Source organism: Candidatus Pelagibacter sp. PS_11, from assembly GCF_059417975.1.
Genome location: NZ_CM182075.1, coordinates 260,269 through 277,227, shown reverse-complemented (window position 1 = coordinate 277,227; position 16,959 = coordinate 260,269). Strand labels below are relative to the sequence as shown.

The following is a 16,959-nucleotide window of genomic DNA, read 5'->3' as shown; positions in this document are numbered from 1 at the left end:
ACTAATTTAATTTAATAATAGAATTATCAGTAATTAGATATAAATTTTTATTAAATATAGCTGGCCTAGAAATTTTTTTATTGTCAATTTTTAGGATAGTCCTGGCTTTGCCGGTAGCAATATCAATAACTAGAAAACGTCCAATATTAGTTGATAGGTAAATATTTTTGTTCCCAACAATAAAGCCAGCTGGTCTTATCTTAAGTCTATTTTTAGCTTTAAATTTATTAAGTAAATAATTTGATCTTATAATATTTCCAGTATTTTTTTCCATAATAATTAGATAACCTTCCATTGATATAGTGAATATTAAGTCATTAATTATTACTGGTCTTAAGTTGGAGTTAATCTCTTGTTTCCAGTTTAAGTTACCAGTTTGTATATCTAGTGAAAAAAATTGATTTTGGTTATTAGAAAAAAACAATGCCTCTTTGTCAGCTACAACATCAGATGTCTTTAAAAAAAAACCCGTATCAAAGGCTAAACTACTTTGTGTAGGGGTTTGCCATAATAAATTACCGTTATTAATATCGACAGCACTTATATCGCCCAAAGAATTATTAAAGTAAATTTTTTCATTTAAAATTACTAATGAAAGTCTTTTTTGAGATCTTATAAGTGAACCTTGCGTTTTTCGAGCCCAAATTTCTTTTCCATCGTTTATTGAATAAGCTCTTAAAGTATTTTCAAAATCTATTACATAAATTCTATCTTTATAAATCTTTACTTGTGAATTAAATGGCGCATTATTATTTTTAGACCATAATAATTTTCCTGTATTAATATTGATAGCATATAATTTTGCTATATTATCAGCAATTATTAAAATTTTATCATTGTAACCAAAAAATAAAAATGGGTTTTGTTTTTTTTCATATTTTGAATAAAAGTTTTTTTTCCATATTAAATTCGATTTATTGTCAAAGTTTAAAATAGACCCTTCATTATCAAAAAAAATAATATTATTTTGATTAAATGTGATTTCTGGTTCGTATTGATAAAAATCTTTTATCTTTTTAAATTTATATCTAGATAAACTCTCAAGTTTACCGTTGTAGTTAATTTTGCCGCTATTATTGCTAAGATTTTTAAAAAAACTATTACTTACAGCTCTTGAATCGAGCTCTATTTTTAAATTAGGATTAAATTCAAAATTTAATTTTTCTTCTTTTTTGAAGATTTCTGTTATGTTTTTATTTTTTTCTTCTTCAATATTTTCTTTATTCCAAAACTTTGAGCTTTTGTGAAATGAACAATTTGTAATAAAAATAAAAATTAATAATAATTTAAAAATTTTACTCACCTATATCTCTGTTAAGTCTTTTTTGTGATGCTAGTTTAATTTCATTATTTGCATTGGACAGTAATAAAATTTGATTAAAAAATTCTTTTGCTTTTTGTTTTTCATCGTTTGAATAAAAAAATTCTGCAAGCAAGTATAATGCATGGGACTTCCAGATACTTTCAGAATTAATTACTGGATTAAGTATTTTCAATAATTCATTTTCACTAACAAAGTCTGAATTGAATAATGCTTTTTTATATATAATCAAATTCTTAATTTCATTATCGAGTTTTGTTTTTTCAATTAACTCATTAAATAATATATTTATCTCATCATTGTTCTCTAATAAATTATTGTCTATTAGATGGTATAAAGCTAATGGAGAATAAGCTGCATCATTACTTTTTACAACATTAACCATTTCATCAATTGTTTTTTGTTTATTTTCAGGATTAAGATCTATTAATGCTAAGTTGTATTGATTGGCTAATTTAATTCTATTTTTTTCTTTAGAATTTTCAAATGATAGATAGCCAATTATAATTACTAATATTATTGAAATAATTATTATAAGTTTTTTTTTATTATTTATAAAAAAATTCTTTATTCTCTCATTTCTTGTGTTTGTATCTATGATTGTAATTTCTTCGTCCATTTCTATATCATGTTCCTTAATACATACTGAAGTATTCCACCATTTTTATAATACTCTAATTCGTTTTTTGTGTCTATTCTGCATAACGTTTTGATCTTTTTAATATCTCCCGAGGCATATTTTATTTCAACTTGAACATGATCTGATGCATTTATACCCTCTTCAATTTGAAGAACGGTTATCAACTCTGAACCAATTAATTTTAAGTTTACCCTATCGTGCCCTTCGGTAAATTGTAGAGGTAAAACACCCATTCCAATTAAATTAGATCTATGAATTCTTTCAAAACTTTCTGCTATTACAGCTTTAACACCTAATAGTTTTGTTCCTTTGGCAGCCCAATCTCTTGACGATCCTGTTCCATATTCTTTTCCACCTATAACAACAAGGTCTGTGCCTCTTTTTTTATATTCCTCAACAGCATTATAAACTGGCATTACTTTTTCTTCTGGATATAATTTTGTAAATCCACCTTCTGTTCCTGGTGCCATTTCATTTCTTATTCTAATATTTGCAAAAGTTCCTCTCATCATTACCTCATGGTTTCCTCTTCTTGATCCATAAGAGTTATAATCTGTTGGAAGTATTTGATGTTCCATAAAATACTTACCTGTTGGGCTTTCTTTTTGAATATTTCCTGCTGGAGAAATATGATCAGTTGTAACCATATCCCCTAAAATCAAAAGTGGTCTTGCATCTTTAATAGGTTTAAAGCCCTCAGGTTGATCAGATAAATTTTCAAAAAATGGTGGTTTCTTCACATAAGTTGAACTTGAATCCCAATTGTAAATACTGGTATTTTCAGTTTTAATTTCTTGCCACTGTTTAGGGCCTTCTGAAACATTTGAATATCTTTTAACAAACATCTCTGCATTTAAAGATTCTCTTAATGTGTCTTCAATTTCCTTATTAGATGGCCAAATATCTTTTAAAAATACATCTTTACCATCTTTACTTTTTCCTAAAGGCTCTTTGTATAAATCAAATTCCATGTGACCAGCAAGTGCATAAGCTACTACAAGTGGTGGTGATGCTAAGTAATTAGCTTTTATATGTGGAGAAATTCTTCCTTCAAAATTTCTATTTCCAGATAAAACTGACACAGCGTAGATGTTTTCCTTGTCTATTGCTTTAACAATTTCCTCTGGTAAAGGGCCTGAATTTCCTATGCAAGTCGTGCAACCATATCCAACCAAATTAAAACCAAGTTTATCTAAAAATACATTTAGTCCTGCTTTTGCTAAATAATCAGTAACTACTTGTGATCCTGGAGCTAATGATGTTTTTACCCAAGGTTTAGTTTCTAAACCAAGTTCAACAGCTTTTTTTGCTAATAACCCAGCTCCAATTAATACATTTGGATTGGATGTATTTGTACATGAAGTAATAGCTGCAATTAATATTGAGCCATCTTTAATTTCATAATCTGTTCCTGATACTTTTGAAACATGTTGTTTTTTTCTATTAGTTGCTTCTTCAAAAACTTTTTTAAATCCAGTAGATGCCTCTGTTAATAAAACTTTATCCTGAGGTCTTTTAGGTCCTGAAATAGTTGGAACAACTGTAGACATATCTAACGATAAGGTATCAGTAAATTCAACTTGGTCATTAGCCCATAAACCTTGCTCTTTTGCATATTTCTCAACTATATTTACTATGTTCTCATCTCTTCCTGAGAATCTTAAATATTTTAATGTCTCTTCATCAATTGGGAAAAAACCACATGTTGCTCCATATTCTGGTGCCATATTTGCAATTGTTGCTCTATCAGCAAGAGTTAAATTCTTTAAACCTTCTCCATAAAATTCAACAAATTTTCCAACAACTCCTTTATCTCTTAACATTTTTACGACTGTTAAAACTAAATCTGTTGCAGTAGTACCTTCTGGCATTTTATTTTTAACTTCAAATCCTATTACTTCTGGAATTAACATTGAAATTGGCTGACCTAACATTCCAGCTTCAGCTTCTATTCCACCAACACCCCAACCAAGAACTGATAAACCATTAACCATAGTAGTGTGACTATCAGTACCAACTAACGTGTCAGGAAATAAATAGTCCTCGTTTTGAAATTTTTCAGACCAGACTACTTTTGATAAATATTCTAAATTAACCTGGTGACAAATCCCAGTTCCAGGAGGAACAATTCTAAAGTTATTAAAAGCTTGTTGACCCCATTTTAAAAATGAATATCTCTCACCATTTCTTTTAAATTCAATATCAACATTTTTTTCAAATGAATCTTTATTTGCTGATTTATCTACTTGAACTGAATGATCAATTACAAGGTCAACTGCAGACAGTGGATTAATGGTATTTGGATCTCTATTTTTTTCTTTAACGGCTTCTCTCATTGCTGCAAGATCAGCAACAGCTGGTATTCCCGTGTAGTCCTGTAACAAAACTCTAGCTGGTCTATAAGCTATTTCAGTTAATGATTTTTTTGTTTTTAACCATTCTTTAATTGCTTCTATTTGGTTTTTAGTAACTGACAGATCGTCCTCGTATCTTAAAAGGTTTTCTAACAAAACTTTTAATGACTTTGGAAGTTTTGAAATTCCATCTAAACCGTTCTTTTCTGCTTCTACTAAAGAATAATATTTGTAGTCCCTATCATTAATACTGATAGTTTTTAGGGAGTTATAAGAATTTTGATTTCCTGGTTTCATTTAATTTAGATATAGAACCCTATTATACAAACAATAAGTAGCAAGGACATAGCATAATTAAATCGTTTAATAAAATTATTATTTGTCGCAAAATTCCTTAAAAACTTACCTAAAAAAGCCCATGCTGTAATACTTGTTAGAGCTGTCAAAGAGCAAACGATAATAACTGTTAAAGAACTATTTAAGTAATCGTTTTCTAATACAAATTTTGAGATCAATGTAATAGCTGCCATTACTCCTTTAGGATTTAAAAACTGGAATGTAAAAGTATCAATAAATTTTACTGGATTAATTTTTTTACCCTCTTTGGATGTTTCAGAAAATGAAATTTTATAAGCTAAATATAAGAGGAATAAAGTTCCTAATATTCTGATCACTTCCTGGATTAGTGGATATTTAATAAAAGTTGATATCAATACAAAATTGATCAAAATTACTAACACAGTATAACCCAACCAAACTCCCATTATTAATGGAATTGTTTTTTTTATACCAAAATTAAAACCTGAGTAAGAAGCAACAGCATTATTAGGTCCTGGTGTAAAACCTAATGAACAAGAAATTCCAATCAATAAAAATAATTCAGGATGCATAAAGTTTAAGCTATTGGAAGCCCATTCTCTGATTGTTGAGATGGGTGAACTAGTATAACTTTGCCTTCATCATCAATCGAACCTAAAATAAGAACTTGTGAAACTACACCTGCAATATTTTTTTCTGGAAAGTTGCAAACACCAATAACTTGTTTACCTTTTAAATTTTCTTCATTGTAATAATGGGTAATTTGTGCGGATGATTGCTTAACACCTATATCTTTTCCAAAATCCACTTCAATTACTAGTGAAGGTTTTCTAGCTTTTTCATTTTTTTTAACTGATATTACAGTTCCAACTCTAATATCTATTTTATCAAAGTCATTATAGGTGATTTGTTCTTTCATATATTTAATATATAATGGTTGTTAAATATGAGTACAGAAAATAATTTAAAGCTATTGTATAATAATTCAGTTCAAATTTTAACTGACTTAATAGCTTTTAAAACTATTTCAGGAGAAGATAATAGCTCATTAATTGATTATTGTGATGGTATCTTAAAAAAATTAGGTGCTACTTCTTTTAGAACTTATGACAGTGAAAAAAAAAGAGTAAATTTATTTGCAACACTAAAAGCTAAAAATTCAAATAGTAAAAAACCAATCATTTTATCAGGCCACACTGATGTTGTTCCTGTGTCAAAGGGCTGGAGCTCTGATCCTTTTACTGCAACTATTAAAGGTGATAAATTATATGGAAGAGGTTCGTGTGATATGAAGGGTTTTATTGCTTGTGCTTTAGCTTATGCACCTGTTTATTCTAAATCGAACTTAGATAGAGACATTCATTTCTCATTTACATTCGATGAAGAAACTGCATGTCAGGGTGCTCCTATACTAATAGAGGAATTAAAAAAAAGAGATATTAAAGATGGTATTTGTATTATTGGTGAACCGACTAATATGAAAATTATCGATGCTCATAAGGGGTGTTATGAATACACAACTTATTTTAAAGGTTTAGCAGGACATAGTTCAGCACCTCACAAAGGTGTGAGTGCTGTTGAATATGCATCAAAATACGTAAATAAATTAATTGAACTTAGGGAGAAACTTAAAAGTAGAACACCAAAAGACTCCATTTTTGAACCACCTCATTCCACTCTTTCTATTGGTGGTGTGTTTGGTGGTATTGCGCATAATGTAATAGCAGACAAATGTCATGTTAATTGGGAAACACGACCAGTTATTAAGGAAGATGGTGTATTTTTAAATCAAGAAATCGACAAGTATGCAAATGAGGTGTTATTACCTGAAATGAAAAAAGTTTTTCCTAATGCTTCAATTGAAAAAGATATTATTGGTGAAATAGTTGGGTTTGATAGAGAAGATAAGTCAGATGCTTGTGAATTAATTTCAAGTTTAACGGGTGATAATTCTAGACAAGTTGTTTCATTTGGAACTGAAGCAGGTTTATTTCAAGAAATTGGGATTAGTACTGTCGTGTGTGGTCCAGGATCAATTGATCAAGCTCATAAAATTGATGAGTTCATTGTTTTGGATGAGCTTAAAAAATGTTTAAACTTACTTGATGGTATCAAAGCAGAATCTATTTCAAATTAATAAATTGTTAAACAATACAAAGTAAATTATAATTTTTTATGTCTAAAAAAGATCCAAGAGATATGATTGGGTATGGTTCTAAGGATCAAAAGATTATTTGGCCTAATAATGCACGTATTGCTGTTCAAATAGTTTTAAATTATGAAGAAGGTGCTGAAAATTGTGTTTTAAATGGTGACAATAACTCAGAAATTTTCTTATCAGAAATCATTGGCGCTCAACCTATCAAAGGTAGACATATAAATATGGAGTCTCTTTATGAGTACGGTTCAAGAGCAGGATTTTGGAGATTGCATAAACTATTTCAAGAAAAGAAAATTCCTATTACGGTTTTTGGAGTCGGTATGGCTTTAGAAAAAAATCCTGAAGTTTGTAATGCTATAATAAAAGCTGATTATGAGGTTGCATCTCACGGGTGGAGATGGATTGATTATCAAAATATTAAAAAAGCAGAAGAAAAAAAACATATGAAACTTGCTATTCAAGCTCATACAAAAATTTTTGGGGAGAGACCTAATGGTTGGTATACCGGTAGATGTAGCCCCAATACTAGAGACTTAGTTATGGAAGATGGTGGTTTTTTATATGACAGTGACTCTTATAGTGACGACTTACCATACTGGGAAACTAGAAATAAGAAAAAACAATTAATCATTCCTTATACTCTAGATAACAACGATATGCGATTTGCTACCAATCAAGGGTTTAATACAGGTGATCATTTTTTTTCTTATCTAAAAGATAGCTTTGATGTTTTATACGAGGAAGGAAAAACAAACCCTAAAATGATGTCAGTAGGATTACACTGTAGATTAATTGGAAAGCCTGGAAGAGTTCAATCTTTAAAGAAATTTCTAGATTATATTCTTAAACATGAAGATGTATGGATATGTAAAAGAATTGATATAGCCAAACATTGGATTAAAAACTATTCTTAATAATGTCAAAAAAAATTATTTTTACAAATGGTCTTATAGATTTAGCTCAACCTAGATTGGGAACTAAGGTTATATTTAAAACTGATGATTTTTTTGCTTCAGCAAATAGAATTATTAGTCCTTTACCAGCAATTTTTAAAGATGGATTGTTTGATAAAAATGGTAAATGGATGGATGGATGGGAATCTAGAAGAAAAAGAACTAAAGGGCATGATTATATAATTTTAAAATTAGGAAAACCTGGTTCTATTAAAAAAGTTGATGTTGATACATCACATTTTAATGGAAATCAGCCAGCTATGATTTCTATTGAAGGAACAAACTCAAGTTCAAATAAAATAAGTCAATTAAAGTGGGAACCATTACTTTCTAAGAAAAAAACTAAAGCTAATAGCCATCACTTCTTTACTACAAATAGTAAAAAAAAATTTACACATATAAAATTTAATATTTTTCCTGATGGTGGGGTTGCTCGACTGAGGTTATTTGGCTCAATTGCTAAATCTAATAAATTGAAAAATAAAAAAACAAATCTTGCATCACTATTAGATGGTGCCTCTGTTATTGCTTGTAACAATGAACACTTTGGTAAAGCTGAAAATATTTTAGCCCCTGGTAAAGCTAAAAATATGGGAGATGGATGGGAAACAAGGAGAAGACGTGGCCCAGGATTTGATTGGCTAATATTAAATTCTTTAGATGGAAAAGAAATTGATAAAATTGAAATTTCTACTCATCACTTTAAAGGTAACTTTCCAAGCTATTGCTCTTTACAAGCTGCTTATTTACCAACAATAAAAGGCTCTAAACAAATTGTAAATTCTTCGGTCAAATGGAAGTATTTATTAAAAGATGCAAAATTATCCTCTAATAAATTACATATTTTTAAAAATAATCTAATGAAAAAAGATAAAATTAATTTTATAAAAATTAATATTTTTCCAGATGGTGGGATATCTCGATTTAGAATATATGGAAAAAATGTATGACCAACTTAGCAATCAAACCCAAACCTATTAATAAAGAAAATTTTAAAAAGTTTGGAGATATGATCACAACAGACGATATCAAGCCTTTAGAAATAAATGATGGCTATGCAAAACGATATGATGGGATAGCTAACCTGGATGCAAAGAAAGATGGTGGAGAGTCTATAATTAGTATTTTTTCAGCTTTAAAAAGATCTTTTCCTATGAAGATTGATATGATGGAAAAACATCCACTTGGTAGCCAAGCCTTTATCCCAATGAAAGAAACAACATTTTTAGCTTTTGTTGCTCCTGAGGGTGATAAGCCTGATTTAAATAAAGTGGAGGCTTTTATTATTCCAAACGGAATTGGAGTAAATTATAATGCTGGTATTTGGCATTTTCCTTTAATTGCAACTGAGGATATGAATTTTTTGGTTGTTGATAGAAAAGGTGAAGGTGACAATCTAGTTCTTCATGATTTAAATAAAGAAAATATCACTTTAGAATTTAAAATATAAAAAAAGCCCACCAATGAATTGATGGGCTTTTAGTTATAACTTTAATTATCTTTTAGATATAGCTAGATGAACTACAGCACCTAGTGATGCACCAATTATCCAAGCATATCCTCCGCCACCACCTAGGTTTGCAAAGAAATCATCTAAACCAAAAACTAAAATGTTTGGCCAAACGGTTCCAACTGCGATGTAACCTGATAGTATCCAAGCTAACATTCCTTTATAATTGAAGCCACCATTGTAATGATACTTCCCACTAGGGCTAGCATCAAACAATGCATCTACATCTAGTTTTTCTTTTTTGATGATATAATAATCAACAATCATGATACCAAATACAGGTGCAAGAATTGCTCCTAGTGTATTAACAAATGGAAATAAACCCATTTGAGTAATAACAGCAACCCACATACCACCAATAATAAAACCAAAACCAGCAGTAATTAATCCACCTGTTTTGAAATTTATCTTATCTGGCATTAAATTGGCCAAGTCATAAGCTGGAGGTATAAAGTTTGCAACCATATTAATACCAACTGTTGCAGCAAAAAAAGCAAATGCAGCAATAATTGTTAAACCTAGGTTATCTACTTTAGCTACCATCTCTGTAGGACTTGCAACATACTCACCAAAAATTGCGATTGTTCCGCCTGTGATCATTAAAGTAATAAAAGAGAATAAGATCACGTTACCTACTAATCCCCATAGGTTACCTTTTCTCATTTCATCTTCATTTTTAACAAATCTAGCGAAGTCACCAAAATTGATAACTACTGCAGCAAAATATCCAACCATGATAGAAAATACTGCTAAGAAAGCTCCAAATGATCCTAAGCCTTCAAAGCCACCTGTTCTTTCACCACCAGAGAATATATTTCCAACTTCCGAAAATAATCCTCCACCAGCTTTAGCCCAGATAATAATCATCAATAGTATCATTACCGCATAGACAGCAGGACCAGCAAAGTTTAAGAATTTTTTAACAAGATCTACACCCTGCCAAAATAAATAAACTTGAAATGCTGAAACAAATATAAATGAAACCCACATTACACCTGTCATGCCAAGAAACATAACTTCACCTTCCATTCCTGTTATTCCAGTAATTAAAAGTGCTACAGCAGTTGATGCTGCATAAGTTTGTGCTCCATACCAAAACATTGCAACAAGACCTCTGGCCATTGCTGGAAAGTTTGCTCCAAAGACACCCATACTAACACGAGCAAATACTGGATATGGAATTCCATGTTTTACACTTGGTTTACCTGATAAGTTTACTAGCCACATTATAAAAAATCCTGCTAGAATTAATGCAGCAAATACAGCCCAACCATTTAGTCCTGACGCTAAAAACAAAGATGCAGCCAAAGTATAACCAAATAAACTTTGAACATCATTAGCCCAAACATTAAAGATTTCAAACCATCCCCAATTTTTTTTATTGCTTGGAGTTGGAGCTAAATCTGAGTTGTAGAGTTTTGACGATCTGCCCATATTATTTCTCCTTTTTATTTTTGTTACTCTTATTAACTATAAAGCTATGGTAACACTATCTGCGACATTATGGATTATTTATGTTATGTAAAGTATAAAGCGATACAACTTCTAGTTTAGAAAATTAACTAATAAATATAGGGTTTATTGAATTGCAGAAAACCTATTATGAACAGCAATTTAGTTAAATTAATCGTTCCAACCGCTAACTACTTTAACTTCTAAATATTCTTCTAGACCTAATTTACCTGCTTCACGTCCAATACCTGAATGTTTGTATCCACCAAAAGGAGCATCAGGAGCTAAGCCTGCACCATTAATATCGACCATTCCTGATCTTAATTTTCTAGCAACTCTATTCGCTTTTTCTTGATCTTGAGTTTGAATAAAATTTAATAATCCATACGGAGTGTCATTAGCTATAGCAATAGCTTCTTCTTCAGTTTCGAAAGGTATAATTGACAAAACAGGACCAAATATTTCTGTTCTTGCAATCTGCATTTGGTTATTAACATCCGCGAATGCTGTAGGTTTAACAAAATAACCTTTATCAAGGCCATCTGGTTTGCCTGTTCCACCAGCAACTAATTTTGCACCTTCATCAATTCCAACTTGTATTAATGTTTGAATTTTTTCAAATTGAGTTTTTGAAACAACAGGACCAATATGATCACCATTTTTTGTTGCAACATCAACTTTCATTGAGTTAGCAAAATTTTTAACTCTTTCCACTGCATCTGCATAGATTGATTTTTCTACCAACATTCTTGTTGGAGCATTACAGGATTGCCCTGTATTTCTAAAACATCTAAGCGCTCCTCTTTCAACTGCTTCAGCATCAGCATCTTTAAATATAATGTTAGCACCTTTTCCTCCAAGCTCTAAACTAACTCTTTTAAAGTCTTTTGCCGCATTTTCAGAAATTAAAGCACCTGCTCTAGTTGATCCTGTGAATGAAACCATGTTTACATCGGGGTGACTTGTTAATGCATTTCCAGTAACTGCACCATCTCCATTTACTAAATTAAATACACCTTTTGGTAATTTAATTTCATCAATCATTTCTGCTAAAATCATCGATGATAAGGGGGCTATCTCAGATGGTTTAAGGACCATTGTACATCCAGCTGCTATAGCAGGAATCACTTTCAAGCAAACCTGATTCATTGGCCAGTTCCATGGAGTTATTAACGCGCAAACTCCTTTTGGTTCATGCAAAATATTATTATTAAGAGCATGTTCTCCTAATTTTGCTTCAAATGTGTATTCTTTTAAAACTTTTATATAAGATTTTATGTGACTAGCACCAGTTCCAGCTTGTAATTGAGTTGAAAAATCAATTGGGGCTCCCATTTCAAGGGAGATTGCTTCAGCCATATCAGCCCATCTTTTTTTATAAACATCATATAAGGCTTCTAAATATTTTAATCTTTCTTCTTTTGTTGAGAATGCCCAAGTTTCAAAAGCTTTAGTTGCAGCACTTACTGCATCATTTACATCTTCTACTCCACTTAAAGATATAACTGCGCATTCCTCTTCAGTTGAAGGGTCAATTACTTTGAAATCATTTGATTTTTTTGGAGAAACCCATTCTCCATTTATATAAAAATTTTTTTTATCTAGCATTCCTAAAAATTATATTATCTTTTAACTTTTGCAAACAAATTAGTTAATTCATAAACAATTGTAGCTGCTGCTAAAGATGTAACTTCTGCATGGTCATATGCTGGAGACACTTCAACTACATCCGCAGAAATTAAATTTAAACCTGAAAGGCCTCTTATGACATTAACCATTTCTCTTGTAGTCATTCCTGCAATTTCAGGTGTACCCGTTCCTGGTGCAAAAGCAGGATCCAAAACATCTATATCAATAGATAAATAAAGTGGATTGTTCCCAACTCTTTTTCTTATTCTTTCAGCAATTTTATCTGTACCTTGTGTTTGAAATTCATCACAGTGAATGATTTTAAAACCAAACTCTTCATCATTTTTTATATCATCTCTACTGTAAAGAGGACCTCTAATCCCAACATGCATTGAAGCATCATCTAAAAATAAATTTTCTTCTCTTGCTCTTCTAAAAGGAGTTCCATGAGTATAGGGTGCTCCAAAATATGTGTCCCATGTATCTAAGTGAGCATCAAAATGTACTAAAGCAACTGGACCATTATTCATTTTATTAATAGCTCTTAGCAAAGGAAGAGCAATTGTGTGATCACCTCCTAAACTAATAATGCCACCTACTTTACTTAAAAGTTCTGTAGCGCCCTCTTCAATTTGTTTAATGGCTTCATCAATATTAAATGGATTACATGTAATGTCGCCTGCATCAGCAACTTGCTGAACTTTAAATGGTTCAACATCATAACTTGGATGATAATTAGTCCTTAAATGTCTTGATGCCTGCCTAATACTCATGGGTCCAAATCTCGCACCAGGTCTATAACTAGTGCCTGCATCAAATGGAATTCCAACAATTGCTACGTCACAACTCTCAACATCTCTTAATTCTGGTAATCTTGCAAATGTAGATGGCCCAGCAAATCGTGGAACTTTAGTTCCACTTATTGGTTGTACTGGATTTTTGTTTCTTTCTTTTTTCATTTTATAAATAAAATGTACCACATTCTTTAAGAATGGAATATCTTCTATCTTTAAAATTATGAACTTAATAAGAGCTATTTTACTATTAATTTTTTTAATTACACCTCTAAAGGCAAATACTATTTATAACTTAATTAAGATACCTAACTTAGAGATTTATGAAATAAATACTAAAAATAAACTTAGATATTTTTATGCAGCAAGACCCTTCCGACTAGGCACTCAAAAAAACATTGTTTGTTCAAATCCTAATAAGAAAGATTTAGAATTAAAATATAAGATTATTCATAAAAATCTTAATAGATACTCTTATGACTATCTAAAAAAAATTAATCTCAAATATATTGTAATGTGCGAAAATTTATCAATCTCAGAACTATATACAGCTGGTATTCCAGATAATGTAATGAAAACATTAATACTAGATATCAAATTTAATCAGAAATATTTTGAAAGAGTAATTCATCATGAAGTTTTTCATGTAATGCATCTTCAGCACAAAAATATTTTTAATGAAGAAGAGTGGGCTAAATTTAATAATTTTGAATTTAAATACGCTGAATGCTCTACTTGCACAAAGAATATATCTTTAGAAAAATATCAAGAGACTAATGGGTTTTTTACAGAATACTCTAAATCAACAGCTTCAGAAGATATGGCAGAAGTTTATTCACACATGATTTTTTTAAAGAAAAAAGAAATTAATCAAATTCGTAAATTTGATCCTATTTTAAATAATAAAATTTCATATATTGAAAATAAAATAAAAGAAATAGATAATTCTTTTACTTTCTAATGATAAAAAAAATTAAAGCTTCTAAATCAGAAAAACTTATTTTTATTTTTTTAATCCTACTAGCTATCACAACTTTCTTCACATATTTTATAATTAAAAATAAATGTTTATTTGTTAAAAATATTGATCCAAAGAATATTACTTTTAAGAATCCAAATAATATTGCAATTTTAAATGTACCTTGCGGAAATGTAATTATAGAACTTTATCCTAACATTTCACCTAATGCAGTTCAAAGATTTGTAACTTTAATTAGATCTAACGCTTATGAGAATATTGCTTTTCATAGAGTAATCGAAAATAAACTTATCCAGGCTGGTGACCTAGAATTTGGAAAAAAAGGAAATTTAGATTATGGAAAAATTGGAACTGGAAAATCAGGCTTAGGTACAATTAAATCTGAAATTGACAATAATTTTAATTATACCAAAGGTAGTGTCGGATTAGCTCGAACATTTAAGAATGACACTGAAGACAGTCAATTTTTTATAATTCTACAGGATGAACCATTATTTGAAGGCGAATATACACCCGTTGGTAAAGTTCTATACGGTCTAGAGGTATTGAAAAAGATAAAATCTGATAAACGCTCAGAGTATATATTAAGACCAGATTTTATTAATTCCTTTAAAATGCTTAATTAATTAAAGGTTTGCCTGTTGCTAGTGTGTATTTAATACGGTCTTGAGTTTCTTTTGTCTCTATTAATCTCATGAAAGCATCTAATTCTAATTTAAATAAATCATCTTCTGATAAAATTTTATCTATAGTTGTATCTCCTCCACTCAAAACATGAGCCAGTTCTTTTGCAACAGTAACACCGTGATCACGAATTATTTTTTCATTATAAAGATTTTCTATAATTTTATTCATTTCTATTAAAATTTCTTTTCCTGGTAGTTTAAATTCAGTCTCTGTTGGGGTTTTAAATTCTTTATTGTCGTCTAAGATCTTTTTTGAAACTTCAAGTAAGCTATTTCTATTCATTATTTTTTTATCTTCTGGTCTTAAGTATTTTAATGGTTCTGCCTCAATTGGTGAAGTTGCCGTTTTTCCATAACCAATAATATCAAATACTTTAAGTGGTGCATAATGAGGATCTTTTTTAGCCTCATCTGTATCAAGCCATCTTGCCAACATTTCCTTACATCCACCCCCAGCTGGTATCAGTCCAACTATTGTTTCCACTAATCCAACTACAATATTTGTATGTGAAGCAACAAAATTACTTTGGACCATTACTTCAAATCCACCTCCAAGAGTTAAACCTGATGGTGCAGATATCACCGGGTGATTAGAATATTTAAGATGCTTGCAGGTTTCTTGAAAATATCTAATAAATTTTTCTATGGATTTAAAATTATTTTTGTTTGCAAAATCCATTGTATAACTCAAGTTTACTCCAGCAGAAAATTGCATGCTTTCATTTATTATAATCAAAGGTTTGTCTGTGGCTTTTTTTAAAGCATCCATTGAATCGTAATCTAGAGCATTTGCTTTAGTGGTAAACTCAACAATATTATAATCATTAAATCTATATATCTGTGCTGAACTGTTTCCATCAACACTTAATGCTTTCTTTTTAGCTTTTCCAAACGTTTCAATGTCAGTATATTTTTGTCTAGATCCGTAAAAATCTTGATTTCTATTTTGAGATAAATTTGCTAAAAAAGCATTTCCTTTAATGTCGTCTATTTTACCAAAAAAAGTTTCAACTCCGATTTCTTCTAACATTTCAAATGGACCTTTAGTCCAATTAAAACCTAATCTCATTGCTTCATCAATATCATTGAAATTTTTTGTAATTGATGGAACTAAAGAAGAAGCATATTTGATAATCTTAGAAATAACAGACCAAGCATACTCACCATACTTGTCCTCTCTAGATATTAATTCTTTAAGGTCTATTTTGTCTGATTTAATATTAATTTTTTTACTTGCAGAGTATTCTCCAGTTTCAAGATTAATTGCTTCCATAACCTTAACTTCACCAGTTTTGTTAACTCTATAAAATCCACCCTTGCCTTTTCGGCCGGTATATCCTGTTTCAATTAATTTTTTTACTAAAGGAATTTCTTTTGCAACTACTTGAAAAGGGTCATTTTTTGGTAATTCTTTAATAAAACTTTTTAAAACATCAGCCATTAAATCAATACCAATTAAATCATAAAGACCAAACACACCTGTTTTTGGTATACCCATTGGTCTTCCAAAAATAGCATCGGCTTCTTCTATACTAAGTTTCATTTTAAAAGCTTCAGTCATTGCAACTTGCATTGCATAAACACCTATTCTATTTCCTAAAAAGCCTGGCGTGTCATTACAAATAATTGCACCTTTTCCAAGTTCTGTTTCACAAAAAGCTTTTAGAGAGTTTATTTTATCTAAATCATTATTTTCATTTTTAACTATCTCTAATAATCCCATGTATCTGACTGGATTAAAAAAGTGAGTAATGCAAAAATCTTTTTTTTCTTCCTCTGATAAGTGTTGAGATAATATTTTGATAGGAATAGATGATGTGTTTGAAGATACTATCGCACCTTTTTTTCTTTCTTTGAATATTTTTTTATAGATATCATGTTTGATGTCTATTCTTTCAACAACAGCTTCTACTACCCAGTCAGCTTTTTTTACTTCATCAAAATTATCTAAAATGTTTCCTACTTTAATGTTTTTTATTTTGGACTTATCTAACAAAAGTGGTGGTTTCGATTTGTAAATTTTATCTCGTGCTTGCTCACTTATTTCAGTTTTTAAATCTAATAAAGTTACTGGAATATTTGCATTACATAAATGTGCAGCAATTCCACTACCCATAGTTCCTGAACCTATAACTACTACTTTTTTAATTTCCATAAGATTT

Annotated in this window: 15 protein-coding genes; 6 read left to right on the top strand and 9 right to left on the bottom strand. The window is 30.1% G+C overall.

Annotated features, from left to right (window positions below):
- Window position 1: 1 nt before the first annotated feature.
- Genes AC5SLT_RS01460 through AC5SLT_RS01440 form a run of 5 tightly spaced genes read right to left on the bottom strand, consistent with a single transcriptional unit; the run spans window position 2 to window position 5,552 of the window.
- Window positions 2-1,303, bottom strand: a complete 1,302-nt coding sequence (locus AC5SLT_RS01460; RefSeq protein WP_494592198.1) for a PQQ-binding-like beta-propeller repeat protein — start codon at window positions 1,301-1,303, stop codon at window positions 2-4.
- Window positions 1,296-1,940, bottom strand: a complete 645-nt coding sequence (locus AC5SLT_RS01455) for a hypothetical protein (RefSeq protein ID WP_494592196.1) — start codon at window positions 1,938-1,940, stop codon at window positions 1,296-1,298. The genes AC5SLT_RS01460 and AC5SLT_RS01455 overlap by 8 nt, the downstream gene beginning before the upstream one ends.
- Window positions 1,941-1,942: 2 nt before the next feature.
- Entirely contained in the window at window positions 1,943-4,612 is a 2,670-nt protein-coding gene (gene acnA / locus AC5SLT_RS01450) for an aconitate hydratase AcnA (protein ID WP_494592194.1), read from the bottom strand.
- 5 nt (window positions 4,613-4,617) lie between these two features.
- A complete protein-coding gene (locus tag AC5SLT_RS01445; protein ID WP_494577105.1) occupies window positions 4,618-5,205 on the bottom strand; it encodes a LysE family translocator in 588 nt (195 codons plus the stop codon).
- A gap of 5 nt (window positions 5,206-5,210) precedes the next feature.
- A complete protein-coding gene (locus AC5SLT_RS01440) occupies window positions 5,211-5,552 on the bottom strand; it encodes a tRNA-binding protein (protein ID WP_494577104.1) in 342 nt (113 codons plus the stop codon).
- Window positions 5,553-5,579: 27 nt separating this feature from the next.
- On the opposite strand from AC5SLT_RS01440, the gene argE reads away from it, so the two are divergent.
- From argE to AC5SLT_RS01420, 4 genes are read left to right on the top strand one after another with little or no spacing between them, the layout of a single operon-like run.
- A complete protein-coding gene (gene argE / locus AC5SLT_RS01435) occupies window positions 5,580-6,770 on the top strand; it encodes an acetylornithine deacetylase (protein ID WP_494578413.1) in 1,191 nt (396 codons plus the stop codon).
- Between the two features lie 38 nt (window positions 6,771-6,808).
- Complete coding sequence (gene puuE, locus AC5SLT_RS01430; protein WP_494592193.1) at window positions 6,809-7,708, top strand: allantoinase PuuE; 900 nt, start codon at window positions 6,809-6,811, stop codon at window positions 7,706-7,708.
- Between the two features lie 2 nt (window positions 7,709-7,710).
- Window positions 7,711-8,697: an allantoicase gene (gene alc / locus AC5SLT_RS01425; RefSeq protein WP_494578411.1), complete on the top strand. Its 987-nt coding sequence runs from the start codon at window positions 7,711-7,713 to the stop codon at window positions 8,695-8,697.
- Window positions 8,694-9,197 (top strand): ureidoglycolate lyase, encoded by a 504-nt coding sequence (locus tag AC5SLT_RS01420; protein ID WP_494577100.1) that lies wholly within the window; start codon window positions 8,694-8,696, stop codon window positions 9,195-9,197. Before alc ends, AC5SLT_RS01420 begins: the two co-directional genes overlap by 4 nt.
- 45 nt (window positions 9,198-9,242) lie before the next feature.
- Here AC5SLT_RS01420 and AC5SLT_RS01415 read toward each other — a convergent pair whose 3' ends face one another.
- The 3 genes from AC5SLT_RS01415 to speB form a co-directional block, all read right to left on the bottom strand.
- Window positions 9,243-10,691, bottom strand: a complete 1,449-nt coding sequence (locus AC5SLT_RS01415) for an NCS1 family nucleobase:cation symporter-1 (RefSeq protein ID WP_494592191.1) — start codon at window positions 10,689-10,691, stop codon at window positions 9,243-9,245.
- Between the two features lie 189 nt (window positions 10,692-10,880).
- Window positions 10,881-12,317: an aldehyde dehydrogenase family protein gene (locus tag AC5SLT_RS01410; protein ID WP_494592189.1), complete on the bottom strand. Its 1,437-nt coding sequence runs from the start codon at window positions 12,315-12,317 to the stop codon at window positions 10,881-10,883.
- A 14-nt stretch (window positions 12,318-12,331) separates the two neighbouring features.
- On the bottom strand, window positions 12,332-13,297 hold the full coding sequence (gene speB, locus AC5SLT_RS01405; RefSeq protein WP_271563969.1) for an agmatinase: 966 nt from the start codon (window positions 13,295-13,297) through the stop codon (window positions 12,332-12,334).
- Between the two features lie 58 nt (window positions 13,298-13,355).
- On the opposite strand from speB, the gene AC5SLT_RS01400 reads away from it, so the two are divergent.
- Both AC5SLT_RS01400 and AC5SLT_RS01395 read left to right on the top strand, forming a co-directional pair.
- Window positions 13,356-14,093 (top strand): putative zinc-binding metallopeptidase, encoded by a 738-nt coding sequence (locus tag AC5SLT_RS01400; protein WP_494592187.1) that lies wholly within the window; start codon window positions 13,356-13,358, stop codon window positions 14,091-14,093.
- The gene (locus AC5SLT_RS01395; RefSeq protein ID WP_494592186.1) at window positions 14,093-14,737 is read left to right on the top strand and encodes a peptidylprolyl isomerase; all 645 of its coding nucleotides are present in this window, start codon (window positions 14,093-14,095) and stop codon (window positions 14,735-14,737) included. The genes AC5SLT_RS01400 and AC5SLT_RS01395 overlap by 1 nt, the downstream gene beginning before the upstream one ends.
- Here AC5SLT_RS01395 and AC5SLT_RS01390 read toward each other — a convergent pair.
- On the bottom strand, window positions 14,730-16,952 hold the full coding sequence (locus tag AC5SLT_RS01390; protein ID WP_494592184.1) for a 3-hydroxyacyl-CoA dehydrogenase/enoyl-CoA hydratase family protein: 2,223 nt from the start codon (window positions 16,950-16,952) through the stop codon (window positions 14,730-14,732). The genes AC5SLT_RS01395 and AC5SLT_RS01390 overlap by 8 nt on opposite strands.
- Window positions 16,953-16,959: the final 7 nt, after the last annotated feature.